Here is a 15,331-nt window from a genome sequence, read left to right as displayed (position 1 = left end):
GATAAATAACCATGCGTGACTATGGGAAAGTCTCACCACATTTCTGGACGGGAACTACGGGAAAAAAACTTCGTCAAACACCTGAAGGCTTAATTGTCGCTATGTATTTAATGACAAGCCCTCACGCGAACATGCTTGGCTTGTATTACATACCCCTTCTATATATTGCTCATGAAACTGGCTTGGGCTTTGAAGGGGCTTCTAAGGGGCTTCAAAGAGCCTGTGAAGCGGGGTTTTGTAGCTATGACGAAGCCACGGAGACAGTCTGGGTGCACGAGATGGCACGTTTTCAAGTAGCTGAGTCATTAAAGCCAGCCGATAACCGCTGTAAGAACGTGCAAAAAGAGTATGATTCATTGCCGTCAAGCCCTTATTTATCAAGCTTTTTCGATAAATATGCACAAGCATTTTGTATGACTCAAAAGCGTGGCGAAAACGCCAAAATAGATAGCCCCTTACAAGCCCCTTCAAAGCCCCTTCGAAGCCAGGAACAGGAACAGGAGCAGGAGCAGGAGCAGGAACAAGAAAATACTCACACACAAAACGCGGTTGAAAATTTTTCAGCGGCCGAGGAGTCTTGGAAACCAAATCGTGAACTATTGCTGAATGTTCTTAGGACTTCACAAGTGGGTGCACAAGCAGAGCAGGTTTTAAAAATGCCAAATTATGAATTTCATCTTGGCAACTTCAATGCTCACTGGGAAAACAAAATTGATCTCACGGAAAACCAACGAACTCGAAAGTTTGCAACTTGGTTAATTCAGGAATTCACAAAGTCGATAAGACCTAAAAAACAAAACTCACCAATGAAAACTGCACCAGCAAGAGACGTAAACAGTGCTTGGGGTGATGCAAAACAGTATGCACCAGCCACAGATGATATCGATGTAGGGGAGATGCTATGAATGCATTGAGCAAACAATTCAAAACTGAGCTGGTACAAACTAATCAGTTTTGCCCTAAACACAATGAGTTAATGGTTTTACTAATTGGTCGTCCAGTTTGCCAAACATGTGCAAATGAAGCGTATGTGAAATCACAAATTGAACACGCACACCAAGTCAACCTCATGGTACGCGAGAAACATTTTGCCGGAGCAAAACTCCCTGAGCGCCACAAGGAAAGCGGATTTAAAAATTATATGGTGAGTATCGATCCACAGAAAGAGGCTAAAGCTGCTTGCCATAAATTTGTTCAAGATTTTAATTCAGGGAAGAAGCGCAATCTGATTATGGTTGGGCGCACAGGAACAGGAAAAACCCATCTTGCATGTGCTATTGCTCGTAACGTTTTAGACAAGCGGAGTTATGTTCGTTACGTCACCTCAGAAGACATGGCAAATGAAATTGCCACTGCATGGACAAAGCCAGATGACAATGAAGCAAATGCAATTTTTCGCTTCACGGACTGTGATTTATTGATATTGGATGAATATGGTTTGCACGACCAACACGAGAGTCGATTGCAGCTCGTTCATAAAGTTTTATATGCACGTTATGACGAAAAAAAGCCGACAGTTTTAATTTCAAACATGACGCTTGAATCTACAGAAAAGGCGCAAGGTTTGAAGGAAAACTTAGGGGACCGTTTATGGTCTCGGTTTCAACATGACGGTTTGACAGTAGTTGAATGTGACTGGGATGACTTGCGTTTTGGTGGGGCAGGATCATGACTAAATTCGAGATTTTAGCGTGGGGTTTACTCATTTCATTTTTTACAGCAGCTATTAGCGGTGCGGTGGTTTTGTGGTGGTTGGCGCGTAAAGAACATGACGAGGTGGAGCAATGAGCAGATTACAAGTAGGTGGTTTGGCTTTGATATTGGACTCCGTAGACGAAGAGATCATCGGCGAAGTTGTGGTTATTACTGGACATGATGGTTTTGCCGTTAGTCCGCATGATGGGAATTTGTATAACTACTGGAACTTTGATTTTGATGATGAATTGTGTTCATTGCCTGACTTTTGCCTCATGCCACTAGGCGATGACAAAGGGGTTGAGCTTTACGGCTTGAGAGAAGAACAAAAAGCACTTATAGGGGCTGGCCATGAGTGAAATTGATAAGTGCAGATATGCTTTTGAAAAGAAATTCGGTGTAGTCGGTACACGTTTGCCCAATGGCAATTATTCATCATGGGCACATCAAGCAAGATGGAATGGGTTTAAAGAAGCTTGGCAGATCTGTTTAGACGAGGTGAGTCAGTTGGAAGTGCGGGAAGACATTGGTTTGAAGGTGCCCCAAAGTATTCAGCTTAAATACGATGGCTTAATTGAGGCCTGTTTGAGACTTGGGGCAAAGTTTAATGATGAAGCGCGTGAATTAAGCCTTATAGGGGATTGGGAAAAGTCTCAAGTATTTAGACATTTTGCCGAAGAGTTAAACCTTCTACTTAAGAGTACAAAAACTAATGATTGAAAAAGTAATTATTTTAGGCGTAATCGCCTTAATACTCATCGGTTTTATTAAGTCTATGGCTTATTTCTTGGTGCCTACTGTAATGCTTAAGCATTCCGTTGAATACCACAATGAAAGCGCCAGAGGGAAAAAGCGCACCTTGCTTAATATCAAGAATGGCAAATTAAAAGTTGTTTTCTTAAGGGTGATCGCTTTGGTTGTTTTTGTATTTTTTGCTTTAGCTCTAAAAGTTTTAATTAAGTTTCTGTAGTGGGGCTAAGTAATGACATCGATGAGCCTTGCCGATTACAAACGTCTTTATGCAAAACGAAGTAGCAAAACTAAGCGCCGTGCTTCAGTAAAAAAAGAACGAGTTGTAAGTGAAGGCGAGGCAACGCTTGTACAACATTTAAAAACACACAAGATCAGTTTTGAGCAGGAATACAAATTCCACCCGAAACGAAAGTGGCGGACGGATTTTTTACTTACGGGTACAAAGATTTTAGTTGAGGTTGAAGGCGGGATCTGGAGCGGAGGCCGTCACACAAGAGGCAAGGGCTATTTAGGGGATATGGAGAAATACAACTCCGCAGCAATGATGGGTTTTACAGTTTTACGGTTCAGCACAGAGCAAGTTAAGTCCGGTATGGCATTAAAGCAAATTGAATTATTAATTAAGGGTAAATAGGAAGGCGATTATGTTAGTTGAAAAGTTTGATTTTATTGAGTTACTTCGCCTTGCTATTGCTCAAGGCAAAGCAGAAGGTAAGAAAATTTCAAAAGATGTAGTTTTAGGTGAATTAGCGCTGTTATCACCAGCTGCAAAGCTTTGGGCCACAGTACTGGTTGAGAAGGTTGATTTTGAACGTATTGCAATAATTACCCCGGCACAAAAACAAACTGAAACTTTTTACAGTAAGTATGATTTTAATTTTCAAACCGAGCGCCGTATTGAAGATATACCGGGTAAAGTCGAGTTTGTTCGTGGTGAGATTAAATCCGGTGATTTTTTCCGTGCGCGAAATAAATTAGCGGTAAAGATTCATGAAGAAATGGTAAAGAAAAAATTTACCCCTACTAATGCCCAAGGTGATCTTACTAATCTTGCAAAAGGAATTGCTGAGGTTGTTTTACGTGGCCATGTTTTTGTTAAAGCAATGTGTAGCTCGTGTCAGGGGATTGGCAAAATCGAATTGTTTAATTCAATGGGCTATCCTGACGGATCTAAATTTTGTGAAAAGTGCAATGGTACAGGTAAAAGGCCATACACTTTGAATGAGAAAATGAAACTAGCGGGAATTAGTGCCACTAAAACAGCGTATATTAAAAGCTATCAGAAGTTTGAGTTATTTGGAGAATCTATTGTTGCAGAATGGGAAAATGAAATTAGATCGCGTATTTCTCGTTCATTTCGTTTTGAACTTCCTGATACTCAAGAAACTTGTGCTTGACAGTTGGGTATACACTTGAGTATAAAGATTTCTAAAATGGGCGAAATGTAAAGTAATCGCCAGAAAGATTTTAAAAGCTCGCCAAATGGTGAGCTTTTTTGTATTGAATGAATTATGAAATTTTATGCTTAGGCCTTATAATTTTCTAAATAAAATTAAACAGGAATAAGAAATGGGTAATCTGCCTAAATTCTATCAAGTTGGTACATGTCATTATAATCTTGATCAAATTGTCAAAATAGAATCAAGTATAGACCTTAGCTCCGTATTAGTTAATTTCTCGGATGGTTCTGAAGTAGAGTTTCCGTTCGATAGTGAAGATGAATACAATCAATTTATCCATTTAATAAGAAGTATAAATTTTTCTTCAGATTTAAATTTTTAATTTGCCGAGCGTATTACGGCGCATGAAGCCCTGCCAAATACTAGTTATTGGCGGGGCTTTTTCTTTTTGGAGTATGTATGACTGAATTTCAAAAAATTACGCATGAGATTAGACAGCTCCAAATAGAGCTAAATCACACAGGCAGTTGCACAACCAAAGGCCTAACAGAAGAAGAGATCGCTCACTTAGATGAGCGATTTTTTTTAGCCATAGCAAAGCAAAATAAATTAATTGCACGACTCAACAATAAACCAGAAGGCTTCTTATAAGAGGCTATTGGTATGGACGATAAAGAGTATTTTTGGCTAACTCGGAAAAAAGAACCTAAAACCAAGCCTAAATCCAGACCGCTACCTAAAGCTACTCAAAAGTACTTAGAGGCAGAGGAAGAATTTACTGAAGCTTTAGACAATCTGGAAATTAAGTACGAAAAGAAATTCCAGTTTAAGTCTACTAAGCATTGGCGTTTTGATTTTCATTTAATTGAACATCACATATTAGTTGAAATTGCTGGTGGCCCTTGGTCTGGTGGTCGAAAGGGTAAGCTAAAAAACAAAGCTTGGAGTCTTGATCGTTACGATGTGGCTGAAGAGATGGGTTACACAGTAATTCGCATAGAGGCAGCACCAAGATTTAAGATTAATGAATCTGGTCCATTACAGATCCAAGCTCATTTCGCTAGCCAATGGCTTAAAAATTTAAAGAGGCAAATTTTTAATGGATCAGATCAGACCATTCCCACCAACTGACTTTATTGACCAAGCTGAAGAAGAGGAAGCAATTCGTTTAATACCGGCTCCAGACCTAAAGAAATGGGTTATCGCTAATTATTTAACGATTGGTGGACCTCTTCATAACCCGGATCATGACCATATAGCTGAGCTACTTCACGACAATGAAGAGTTTTTAGCATTTGCTTGGGCGTCTTCTGCATATAAAAGCAAGCAGGCTATGGTTTTAGGGCAATGTGAAAAAGTAATGTTTAATGTTGGTGGCTGGCGTAAAGCTCGCCAAGAGCAACAAATGCGTGACTGGTTTGGCGCAGTTCCAACTTATTTAATTACTGTCGATGCCTCTTTCTGTGAGCGTGCTAATGATACTGAATTTTGTTATTTGCTTGAACATGAGCTGTATCACATTGGCGTTATGAAAGATGAAGATGGTGAAATCATCTATAGCGATAATACAGGCTTACCTAAGCATTATCTTGCTGGTCACGATGTTGAAGAGTTTATTGGTGTTGTTAAACGTTATGGCCCAAGCAAAAATGTTAAGCGGCTTATTGAAGTCGCCAAGAGTCCGCCGTTTGTTTCGGATCTAGATATTTCAAGATGCTGCGGAAACTGTGTAATCAATTGAGCCTAATGGCTCTTTTTTTTGCCCATTTTGTTATACGTAGTTATACGATGAGGAAGTTATGGCGACACTAAAAGAGCCTGTGAAAATCTTTATAGTTCAGTCTCTTGCTTGTCGTGATACACCTCAAGAAGTGGCTGAACTCGTAAAACAAGAGTTTGGCGTTGATATAGATCGTGTTCAAGTTGCAACTTATGACCCTACAAAGGTTGCTGGTAAGAACTTAAGCAAAAAGTATGTCGAACTATTTGAAAAAACCAGAGATGAGTTTGATAAAGGCTTAATTGATATTCCAATTGCTAATAAGTACTACCGATTGAAGCAATACCAAAGACAACTTGAGAAGACTAGAAACGTCAAAACAGCCTTAAAAATTCTTGAGCAAGCCGCTAAAGACATTGGTGGTCAATTTACTAATCGCCAAGAAATTACAGGCAAAGACGGCGGACCAGTCCAAACAGTTAATTCAGAAATTCCAGTTCCAATGGAAGATTACTTAAAAGCGCGGAGGGAAGTCTTAGATGAGTACTGATGCGGCTCGGGATAAAGCCATCCGGATCGAGGCGCAAGAAGATTTATATTTCTTCACAAGGTACATGTTTAAGGAGCGCCGTGGTTATAAATGGATGCAAAATTGGCACCACTTAGAAATCTGCGAAGCTTTAATGAAAGTTTATCGCGGAGAGATAAAGCGGTTAATTATTAACGTTCCACCACGATATTCTAAAACTGAAATTGCTGTAATTAATTTCATGGCTTGGTGTTTTGGTAAGAAGCCTGACTGTGAGTTTATTCATATCAGTTACTCGGCAATGCTTGCCGCAAATAATGCCTTCCAAATACGAACCCTTGTGCAAGAAGAGGCGTATAGAAAAGTCTTTCCCGAGCTTACATTGCGTGATGATAGTAAGGCTAAAGACTTCTGGAGAACTTCCCAAGGTGGTGTCTGCTATGCGACTGGTACAGGCGGCACGATTACCGGTTTTGGTGCAGGAAAACTTCGTAAAGGCTTTGGCGGCTGCATTATTATTGATGACCCGCACAAAGCACATGAAGCTTCATCAAAAACTATTCGAGAAGGGGTAATTGATTGGTTTCAGAACACACTCGAATCGCGTACTAACTCGCCAGATACGCCGATCATTGTGATTATGCAGCGACTTCATGAAGATGATTTAGCTGGATGGTTGCTAGGTGATAGAAAAGACGGCGTTCCTGTAGCTGGTGGTAACGGTGAAGTGTGGGAGCATCTATGTCTTTCAGCTATTCAGGAAGACGGATCCGCACTGTGGCCAGCAAAACACAATATCCAAAAATTGAGGCTAATGGAGCAAGCAGCACCATATGTATTTGCCGGGCAGTACCGACAAATGCCATCACCGCCAGCAGGCGGTTTTTTTAAGCCCGACAATATTCAAATTGTTGATGCTTTGCCTGCAGATGTATTGAAACAAGTTAGGGCTTGGGACTTTGGGGCAACCGAAAATGAAGGCGACTTTACAGTAGGTGTGCGAGAAGCTCTAGGCGCAGATGGTTTTACTTACATTGTCGATGTAACTAGAGGACAGCTTGGACCTGACAATGTGAATAAGCGCTTAGAACAAACAGCAAAAATAGATGGGAAAAAAGTTTCTGTGCGTCTACCACAAGATCCCGGTCAAGCTGGTAAATCGCAAGCTAGTTCATTTGTGAAGCTTCTTGCGGGTTATAGCGTGATAGCTAAGCCAATTTCAGGTGACAAGCTTACACGTGCACAACCATTTGCGGCCCAAGTTAACGTAGGAAATGTACGAATGCTCAAAGGTGAATGGAATAAGGATTTTATTGATGAGCTTCGTCATTTTCCTAATGGCACACATGACGACCAAGTGGATGCAGCTTCAGATGCGTTTAATGAATTACATGAAGGATTTGAAACCTTCTTCGCTGATATGGGATTTGCACGATGAGTGATGTAACTTTTCAACATCCTGAATATGTTAAAAACTTGCCATACTGGCAAAAACTTGATGATGTTTGTGAAGGTGAAGATGCAGTTAAGGCTAAAGGTGAAAAATATTTGCCGATGCCAAATGCACATGATAAGTCACCTGCAAATAAAAGCGCTTATGAGGCTTATCTTACCCGTGCAGTCTTTTATGAAGTAACAGGGACTACATCAAATAGTTTAGTTGGTGCAGCTTTTGCAACAGATCCAAGTTTTAAATTTCCTCCCGAGCTTGCTCATTTAGAACGTAATGCGAATGGAGCAGGCATTAGTGCTTATCAATTGGCTCAAAATGGAATTCGCCACTTATTGAAGCATTATCGTTGTGCTTTATATGTTGATTATCCTGATGTGCCACCAGCTCGTAATCTAGCGGAATTTAAAGCACAAAAAGCCTATCCGATGATTCATTTACTAAATGCCCTTGATGTAGTGAATTGGGATTCAGTAATGATCGATAACCAGAAAAAGCTTTGCTTAGTGGTTATACGTGAATTTAAGTCTGAACGAGGTGCTGATGGCTTTAGTAAAACCGAACAAGAGCAATATCGTGTACTTCGTTTAGAGCAAGAGGGTAATGGGGAATATATTTATTCCGTTCAGGTGTATACAAAGGGTGAAAAGGGTAACTGGGTTGGCGGAGATAAGAAGTTTCCAACAGATTACAACGGGAATTTCTGGACCTATATACCTTTTACATTTGTAGGTGCAATTGATAATTCAGAAGAGATTAAGAAGCCGCCATTACTTCCTTTGGCCAATCTCAATTTAGCCCATTATCGTGACAGTGCGGACTTTCAAGAGTCCGTTTTTTATATGGGGCAACCTCAATACTTTGCGAAGGGTGTTACATGGGAATGGTACGACCAAGCCAAAAAACGTGGCATCTACATTGGTGCGAAAGTACTTTTGCCTTTACCTGAAAATGGTGGATTAGGAATTGTTCAAGCCGACCCTAATACTCTTGCCCGGGAAGCGATGAAAGATAAGTGGGAAAAAATGAAGGAGATGGGGGCGCGTTTAATTGAGAAGGGTACAGCGGGTAAAAAGACTGCTACGGAAGCGAATAGCGATGACGCTGTTCAACATTCAGTTCTTTCGCTCTGTGTAGTCAATATGAATGAAGCCTTGTCAGCAGCATTACGATGGGCAGCAAAGTTTGTAATGCCTAATGTGGGTGTTCTAACTAAAGATGATTTGATGTTCGAAATCAGTCAAGAATTTAACAAACAGGGTTATTTAGCTGAGTTAGCTCGACAGTTATTTGAAGCAGCTCTACAAGGCCGATCTTCATTTAAATCATGGTGGGAATACAACCAAACAGGTATGTTCCCTAAACAAAAATATGAAGAAGAGCTTCAGAATGTTGAAGCAGAGCAAGATGGGACTTTAAATCAAAAGGTAGAGTGAGATGGCAACAGATATCAAAAAACTATTTGAAGCACTCACTCAGCACCAGGCCTATCTTTATCGTGCTTCATCAAAAACGGTAAATGAGTTATTGGCTTTATTCAATGATGATACGAGCAAGATGCTATCTAAGCTTCGGGATTTATTGGATGAGCTTAATGAGTCGGAGAAAGTTGCTTTAGCTGGTGGTAAATATACAACTTCAAATTTAAGGGAAATTAGGGATTTGATTGCCCAATGGTTTGCCAGTGTTAATTTAGCATTACCTGAAGCTTTTGCCGTTTCTGCTACGGCGCTGGCTGTTTATGAGGCCAATTACGTAGCTAAGCTCTATGGAGCAAAAATTAATAAGCCTGATGGGGAAAAACTATTCTTATCCGCTAAAAAAGTTCCGTTGGCAGGTGGCGCTCTTGTCGATGATCTGCTTTCAAGAATTGCTGAAAGTGCCCGTCAAAAGGTTGAGTATGCAATTCGAGATGGTATTAATTCAGGCAAAACTAACCAAGAAATTGTTCAGCGTATTCGAGGGAGCAAACGGCTTAACTATGAAGATGGGATCTTAAATGGTACCAAAACTGATATTGAGCGAACGGTAAGAACTGTGCGAAGTCATGTAGCTAATCAAGCCTATCTAAATAGCTTCAACCAAATTGGCTTTGAATATGTCCGATTTGTTAGTGTTTTAGATGGACGAACTTCTAAGCTTTGCGCTTCATTAGATGGTTCAGTGTGGGAAATAAATGATCCGGCAAAGCGAGTGCCGCCGTTACATCCTAACTGTCGCAGTATCTTGGTTCCGGTCGAGAAGGACGGTCAACTTGTTGGCGAACGGCCATTTGTAATGGACGAACGTAGAGTTAAAGACATCCCCAAAGAAGAGCGAAGCCAGTTAATAGGACAGTTAGATGCCAATACCACTTTTAAAGAATTCTTTAAAAAGACAGATGATTTCTTTCAAAAAGAGTGGCTAGGGCCGAAGCGTTACAAGCTCTATAAGGAAGGAAAATTTGATTTTGAAAAGTTCTTTGATCCTGAAGGCCGTTTCTATAGCTTAGATGATTTGAGAAAGTTGGATGAAAAAGCTTTTAAAAAGTTGGGTCTGTAATTTTTCTTATGTTATATTTTTTAAAACATCAGAATTTATACAATATGAAAACAATAGCTTTTGTATGTCTAACCCTAATTTCCATCACTTGTTTAGCTGAACCAAGTCAAAAATATCTTAAAGAATATGATCGATTGTCTGAAGCTTTGGAGTCAGCAATGGCAAATGCATATTCTTTTGATCCTGCAACTGGTCAAGTAAAACAGGCTACTCAAGGTTTAGAAGCTAAAAATAATTTATGTAGAGCTGCCCAGGCGAAACTAAACCTCACCACGTTTTTAAAAGACAATTTAGAGGAATCTAAAGAGCTTTATAAATCTATTGATGGTGCAGAGACTCTAGATAAAAATTATCTTAGTGGACAACAGCAGGAACAACAAAATCTCGTTTCAAATTTGAAAAAAGACCTTGTTGGAACTGGATTTAACTGTGAGTAATTATTGCCGATTACAGGTAATTCTAAACTCACTTAAGACACAATTTTCACCTATATAAGCGCCCAAATGGCGCTTTTGTCATTTATGGAGTTTGGCTTATGAGTGAATCAAAAGTTAGACATTTGGTACTTAAAAGAGTTTCAGATAAATCTTCTCATCTTGCTCTTTGTGACGAGGAAACAGGTATTCCATTAGCTGGATTAACCGCTGTAAAAATGAATTGTAGTGTTTTTGAGGGTCCAGCGACTATCACGGCAACATTTGATGTAGGTGGTCCTCAAGGCATCCGCTTAGTTGGTGATGAACCTAGATCAGAGGTTTGGAATAAAAAGTAAACGTAGCTAAAGGTACTACAAATGCCTGAAAAGCAAATCAATATGTCAGATGCTCAATATATTCTGAGCACAAAATGAATTCTGGTGCCATTTCTTCAAATTAAGGTTTCAAGCCATGGCAATTTATGGTTTTACTTTTGAAAGATTAAAAGCAATTGCACTCATCAAATAGAACTTAATTTTTAACCATAGCACCTTCGGGTGCTTTTTTGCGAGAAGAAAATGCCAAGCCCTATTATCCAATATTTCCAATATGAACATTTACCTGAACATTTGCAGCAAGTTAGTAAGCCAATTGGTGATTTAGCTCGGCAAATGGATGAGCAACTTCCTGACGGGCCTGAAAAATCCACAGGATTAAGAAAGCTACTTGAAGCAAAAGATGCATTTGTACGCCAAGCTTTAAGTAAATAATCATTTATAGAAATGAAGCGTCCTAAAGGGCGCTTTTTTATTGCCTGCCGGAAGCGGATGCTAACGGCGAATCCGGGCGGATGCCCATTTGTGTATATAGGTTGGATGACCAATGAAACTTAAAACAGTAACGATCGACGGTAAAGTTTATGCGGAAGTAGACGGCGATAAGCCGATCTATATTCATGATGACGGCAAAGAAATGCCACATGATGCACCACACTCGGTAGCAACAATTGCACGCTTAAACAATGAAGCTAAAACACATCGTGAAGCGAAAGAAGCAGCAGAAAAAGCCTTAAAGGCTTTTGAAGGGATCGATGATCCTGTGGCAGCTAAGAAAGCAATTCAGACAATCCAAAATCTCGACGATAAAAAGCTGGTGGATGCCGGTGAAGTTGAGAAAGTGAAAGCTGAAGCTATCAAAGCAGTTGAAGAAAAATATGCTCCGATTGTTGAGCAACGTGATGCTCTTGAGGCCTCATTGCATAAAGAGCTTATCGGCGGTGGTTTTGCTCGTTCTAAGTACATTCAAGACAATATTGCAGTACCTGTGGATATGGTGCAAGCGACCTTTGGTCATCACTTCAAAATCGAAGAGGGCAAGGTGGTTGCATATGATCCGAACGGCGAAAAAATTTATTCGCGTGTCCGTCCGGGTGAACTTGCAAATGTTGATGAAGCTTTAGAGTCATTGGTTGGTGGATACCAGCATAAAGACTTAATTCTTAAAGGTGGTAAAGGAACTGGTGGCGGTTTTCAAGGTGGGGGCAAAGGTGGAGCGCCTGCAGGAATGAAACGCAGTGAAATGTCTGTTTCTCAGAAAGCTGACTACATCAAAGAACATGGCAATGATGCCTTCCTAAAACTGCCGAACTAATCATTAAAAATTTGGAGATAAGTCGTTATGACTACAACAGTTAACTCAGACATGATCATCTACAACCAATTGGCACAAACTGCTTATTTAGAGCGTTTGCAAGACAATTTGAATGTATTTAACCAAGCCTCTAATGGTGCAATTGTTTATCGTAATGAGATCATTGAAGGTGATTTCAACAAAGAAGCATTCTACAAAGTGGGCGGTAGCATTAAACATCGTGATGTGAATTCAACCGCCAAAGTAGTGCCTGAGAAAATTGGTTCTGGTGAATCTGTAGGTGTAAAAGTCCCATATAAATATGGCCCTTATGCTTCCACTGAAGAGGCATTCAAACGCCGTGCACGTACACCTGAAGAATTTGCAATGATTCTTGGTTATGATTTAGCAGATGCATTGGTTGCAGGACGTTTACAGTACAGTTTAGCCTCATTAAAAGCAGCTATTTCTAGCAACCCAGATATGGTTGCCAAAGGCAGTATTGCGGTAGATGGCCGTAAAGCACTAACACGTGGTATGCGTAAGTTTGGTGATAAGTTTGGTCGTATTAGTTTGTGGGTGATGAACTCAGATACTTATTTCGATATTGTCGATGATGCAATCACCAAGCAAATTTATGGAGAATCTGAAATCGTTATCTATGGTGGTTTACCAGGTACCTTAGGTAAGCCGGTATTGGTTACAGATGCTGTAGGTGATGATGATGCATTTGGTTTGCAAATGGGTGCGGTTACTGTTACAGAATCACAAGTACCTGGCTTCCGAGCTTATGACATCAATGATGAAGAAAACTTAGGCATTGGAATGCGTGCTGAAGGCGCGTTCAACTTAGATATTCTTGGTTATAGCTGGGATACATCAAAAGGCGAAAACCCTGACCTTACTTTACTTGGTTCAAGTGCCAACTGGAAAAAACATGCTACTAGCAACAAAATGACAGCAGGCACATTGCTTGACTTGTCTGGCACAACAACTGGTTAACTCATAAACATCTCACTATAAGAGGGCTATTAAGCCCTCTTTTTACATTAAAGAGAAATGCATCATGAAGCTAATCTATACACGTATTGCGGCAGCAGCCGCATTAGAAGTAGGGACTATTGCAAACCCTGAATATTATGAATATCCAAATCGAAGTGCTGAAGAGGTAATCATTTACGGTGATTACCCGAAAATTCAAAATGATTATGAAGCTTTGAATATTCCAGTTGAAGTTCGCAAATTGGAAGAACCTGCAAAAACAACTTTGGCCACAGTAAATGTCGCGGTTGGAATTACTCCAGAGCTGCAAAAAGTCATTGATCAAGCAAAAGCTGACTGTGAAAAGGTTATTGAAGAAAACGGGCAACTTAAACAGAAAATCGAAATCTTGGAACAAGCTAATGGTGATAGTTCAGAGTTAATTTCTGAAAACACACGTTTAAAAGATGCAGTACTCCAAGCTGACAATGCTACTAAAGCGGCTGAAGGAAAAGTGGTAAGCATTCAAGCAGAATTTGATGCTTTTAAAAATGATGTTGCTGCTATGCAAGCGCGTATAGCTGAATTGGATGCTGGAAAGGCAGCAGAAAATCCAGCAACGGATACGGCGACAAATGATTTTGAAAATTGGTCAAATGATCAATTAAAAGAGTTTTTGGCCAGTAAAGATATTGGCTACAAACCATCTGCAACCAAAGCAGAACTCCTTAAATTAATCCCGAAGGAATAATGAAATGAGCTTTATTACTGTAGATGACGCAAATTCAATTTTGGGCAGCGATTTTGCACCAGACAGTGATAAAGCTCGTCTGGTTCAACTTGCAAATGTTTGGATGAAAAACAAAATAGGTTTTGTGCCAGATCCAATTGATCCACTTCTTAAAGATGCTGCATGTGAAATTATCAAAGGAATTCTGGCCAAAGTAATTTATAACGGCAAAGAGCAGCAATTGAAGCGTAAGAAGGTCAAAGCTGATTCTGTTGAGTCGGAAAAAGAATACCAAGACGGATCAGAAGCAATATCTAGTTTTGAACAGATAGCAATTGACTTTATTGATTCACTTGATTTGAAAGATCCAAATGCAAGTTTTAATGGCTTTGGCATACCACTTTACAGGGCGTGATATGGGCTTAAGAGACGAGATTCAGGCAGATATTGCTGAAGCATTTAATGATGATTTAGCGGACGCCGTTCATACCTTTACATGTGAGCGGATCTCAAAAACTAATTGGGATCCTAAAACTGAAACTTCTATTGAGGTTAAAGAAAACTATTCTGGCCGTGGCGTTCTGTTTGGCTCATACAGTCAATATGAGATCCAGATACTTGGAGTACTGGCCACAGATAAAAAGGCTACAGTGCTGCAGAATGAAGTAACCATGGTGCCGAAAATAGATGATGAATGGCTAACAGCCTTAGGTACTTTTCGTGTCAAACACATTCAACAGGATCCCGCTGCAACTATTTGGAAATGTCAGTTGAGAAAGGTTTAAATACTTGATCTAATATCCCTCTGAGCAGGGGGATATTATGAGTAGAGTCGAAAAAATATATGAAAATATAAAAGCCAATAATGACCATCTTCAGGATGAAGTTCATTTATTTTTCCATTTAGTTATGAATAGTGATTTTGAAGAAATTACCGAATCAAGATTTACTTCAGTTTTCCTAATAAAAATGTTCTATGCATTCTTTAGGGGGGCTAATATAGATATGATCTTAAGTGAAATGAGGAACTTAGAAAATCCAGATATAAATTACAAAAGAATGAAACCACCTACTCTGTTTAAATATATGCCATTGAAGGGTTTGTGGCATAAACACTTTGAACAAATCGGGTTAAGTTCAATGTCTTTAAATATTAAGAGTCAGATCAATTCAAACCCCAATTTTTATAAGGATTTTATAGATATTTATAATGATCCCAATTTAACTTTAAATGAAAAAGTTTCAAAGTTGGCTTACTTAAGCTCTAGTAAGCAATATCTGGATCGTATAGAAAACGGAAAACTAACAGGTGAATGGATTATTTATCATATACACAATCATAAAAATTATTATCTTAATATTGGAAAACATAATGATGGTGATTCCGTTCTGGCAGAGGAAATTAGAGCAATAGCATTATTAGAGTTTCCACAATTTAGAGGCGAAATACCACTTTTTGAATAATTCAAAGCCCACTTCGGTGGGTT

24 protein-coding genes are annotated in these 15,331 nt (G+C 39.6%); all 24 read left to right on the top strand.

Features of this window, described 5'->3' with window-relative positions; translation table 11 throughout:
* Nucleotides 1–11 precede the first annotated feature (11 nt).
* The 24 genes from RFW85_RS03680 to RFW85_RS03565 all read left to right on the top strand — a co-directional run bounded on the left by RFW85_RS03680 (nt 12) and on the right by RFW85_RS03565 (nt 15,308).
* Nucleotides 12–905, top strand: a complete 894-nt coding sequence (locus tag RFW85_RS03680) for a hypothetical protein (RefSeq protein WP_032059778.1) — start codon at nt 12–14, stop codon at nt 903–905.
* On the top strand, nt 902–1,672 hold the full coding sequence (locus RFW85_RS03675) for an ATP-binding protein (protein WP_002053037.1): 771 nt from the start codon (nt 902–904) through the stop codon (nt 1,670–1,672). The genes RFW85_RS03680 and RFW85_RS03675 overlap by 4 nt, the downstream gene beginning before the upstream one ends.
* Nucleotides 1,669–1,788, top strand: coding sequence for a putative phage replication protein (locus tag RFW85_RS03670; RefSeq protein WP_309171160.1), 120 nt, complete (start codon nt 1,669–1,671; stop codon nt 1,786–1,788). Before RFW85_RS03675 ends, RFW85_RS03670 begins: the two co-directional genes overlap by 4 nt.
* Nucleotides 1,785–2,054: a hypothetical protein gene (locus RFW85_RS03665; RefSeq protein WP_044424664.1), complete on the top strand. Its 270-nt coding sequence runs from the start codon at nt 1,785–1,787 to the stop codon at nt 2,052–2,054. Before RFW85_RS03670 ends, RFW85_RS03665 begins: the two co-directional genes overlap by 4 nt.
* A complete protein-coding gene (locus tag RFW85_RS03660) occupies nt 2,047–2,415 on the top strand; it encodes a hypothetical protein (RefSeq protein WP_044424663.1) in 369 nt (122 codons plus the stop codon). The genes RFW85_RS03665 and RFW85_RS03660 overlap by 8 nt, the downstream gene beginning before the upstream one ends.
* Nucleotides 2,408–2,665, top strand: coding sequence for a hypothetical protein (locus tag RFW85_RS03655; RefSeq protein WP_044424662.1), 258 nt, complete (start codon nt 2,408–2,410; stop codon nt 2,663–2,665). Before RFW85_RS03660 ends, RFW85_RS03655 begins: the two co-directional genes overlap by 8 nt.
* A gap of 12 nt (nt 2,666–2,677) precedes the next feature.
* Nucleotides 2,678–3,082 carry a DUF559 domain-containing protein gene (locus tag RFW85_RS03650; RefSeq protein WP_309171159.1) on the top strand — a complete coding sequence of 135 codons (405 nt, stop codon included), beginning with the start codon at nt 2,678–2,680 and terminating at the stop codon, nt 3,080–3,082.
* Between the two features lie 10 nt (nt 3,083–3,092).
* Nucleotides 3,093–3,845: a hypothetical protein gene (locus RFW85_RS03645; RefSeq protein WP_309171158.1), complete on the top strand. Its 753-nt coding sequence runs from the start codon at nt 3,093–3,095 to the stop codon at nt 3,843–3,845.
* 462 nt (nt 3,846–4,307) lie between these two features.
* On the top strand, nt 4,308–4,499 hold the full coding sequence (locus RFW85_RS03640) for a hypothetical protein (RefSeq protein WP_000134358.1): 192 nt from the start codon (nt 4,308–4,310) through the stop codon (nt 4,497–4,499).
* Between the two features lie 12 nt (nt 4,500–4,511).
* Nucleotides 4,512–4,979 (top strand): hypothetical protein, encoded by a 468-nt coding sequence (locus tag RFW85_RS03635; RefSeq protein ID WP_309171157.1) that lies wholly within the window; start codon nt 4,512–4,514, stop codon nt 4,977–4,979.
* On the top strand, nt 4,948–5,589 hold the full coding sequence (locus RFW85_RS03630; protein WP_309171156.1) for a putative metallopeptidase: 642 nt from the start codon (nt 4,948–4,950) through the stop codon (nt 5,587–5,589). Before RFW85_RS03635 ends, RFW85_RS03630 begins: the two co-directional genes overlap by 32 nt.
* A gap of 58 nt (nt 5,590–5,647) precedes the next feature.
* On the top strand, nt 5,648–6,118 hold the full coding sequence (locus RFW85_RS03625; RefSeq protein ID WP_000212566.1) for a DUF2280 domain-containing protein: 471 nt from the start codon (nt 5,648–5,650) through the stop codon (nt 6,116–6,118).
* Entirely contained in the window at nt 6,108–7,535 is a 1,428-nt protein-coding gene (gene terL / locus RFW85_RS03620; RefSeq protein ID WP_309171155.1) for a phage terminase large subunit, read from the top strand. The genes RFW85_RS03625 and terL overlap by 11 nt, the downstream gene beginning before the upstream one ends.
* On the top strand, nt 7,532–8,983 hold the full coding sequence (locus tag RFW85_RS03615) for a DUF4055 domain-containing protein (RefSeq protein ID WP_230258728.1): 1,452 nt from the start codon (nt 7,532–7,534) through the stop codon (nt 8,981–8,983). Before terL ends, RFW85_RS03615 begins: the two co-directional genes overlap by 4 nt.
* A 1-nt stretch (nt 8,984) precedes the next feature.
* Complete coding sequence (locus RFW85_RS03610; RefSeq protein WP_033855665.1) at nt 8,985–10,088, top strand: minor capsid protein; 1,104 nt, start codon at nt 8,985–8,987, stop codon at nt 10,086–10,088.
* 8 nt (nt 10,089–10,096) lie between these two features.
* On the top strand, nt 10,097–10,525 hold the full coding sequence (locus RFW85_RS03605; protein ID WP_000965231.1) for a hypothetical protein: 429 nt from the start codon (nt 10,097–10,099) through the stop codon (nt 10,523–10,525).
* Nucleotides 10,526–10,623: 98 nt separating this feature from the next.
* Nucleotides 10,624–10,860: a hypothetical protein gene (locus RFW85_RS03600; protein ID WP_000004365.1), complete on the top strand. Its 237-nt coding sequence runs from the start codon at nt 10,624–10,626 to the stop codon at nt 10,858–10,860.
* Nucleotides 10,861–11,082: 222 nt separating this feature from the next.
* The gene (locus tag RFW85_RS03595; protein ID WP_001139861.1) at nt 11,083–11,274 is read left to right on the top strand and encodes a hypothetical protein; all 192 of its coding nucleotides are present in this window, start codon (nt 11,083–11,085) and stop codon (nt 11,272–11,274) included.
* Nucleotides 11,275–11,386: 112 nt separating this feature from the next.
* Nucleotides 11,387–12,154, top strand: coding sequence for a DUF6651 domain-containing protein (locus tag RFW85_RS03590; RefSeq protein ID WP_230258729.1), 768 nt, complete (start codon nt 11,387–11,389; stop codon nt 12,152–12,154).
* 27 nt (nt 12,155–12,181) lie between these two features.
* Nucleotides 12,182–13,135 carry a major capsid protein gene (locus RFW85_RS03585; protein WP_000214194.1) on the top strand — a complete coding sequence of 318 codons (954 nt, stop codon included), beginning with the start codon at nt 12,182–12,184 and terminating at the stop codon, nt 13,133–13,135.
* A 64-nt stretch (nt 13,136–13,199) separates the two neighbouring features.
* A complete protein-coding gene (locus tag RFW85_RS03580; protein WP_057046532.1) occupies nt 13,200–13,865 on the top strand; it encodes an Ish1 domain-containing protein in 666 nt (221 codons plus the stop codon).
* Between the two features lie 4 nt (nt 13,866–13,869).
* The gene (locus RFW85_RS03575; protein ID WP_057046531.1) at nt 13,870–14,259 is read left to right on the top strand and encodes a hypothetical protein; all 390 of its coding nucleotides are present in this window, start codon (nt 13,870–13,872) and stop codon (nt 14,257–14,259) included.
* Between the two features lies 1 nt (nt 14,260).
* Nucleotides 14,261–14,629 (top strand): glutamate 5-kinase, encoded by a 369-nt coding sequence (locus RFW85_RS03570; protein ID WP_270902000.1) that lies wholly within the window; start codon nt 14,261–14,263, stop codon nt 14,627–14,629.
* A 37-nt stretch (nt 14,630–14,666) separates the two neighbouring features.
* Nucleotides 14,667–15,308 (top strand): hypothetical protein, encoded by a 642-nt coding sequence (locus RFW85_RS03565; protein WP_005119784.1) that lies wholly within the window; start codon nt 14,667–14,669, stop codon nt 15,306–15,308.
* The last annotated feature ends 23 nt before the right edge of the window (nt 15,309–15,331 follow it).

It is taken from the genome of Acinetobacter sp. 12966 (assembly GCF_031196995.1).
In the GTDB taxonomy this organism is placed as follows: Bacteria; Pseudomonadota; Gammaproteobacteria; order Pseudomonadales; family Moraxellaceae; genus Acinetobacter; species Acinetobacter geminorum.
The sequence above is the reverse complement of the archived record's forward strand: the minus strand, read 5'-3'. Positions and strand labels throughout refer to the sequence as shown.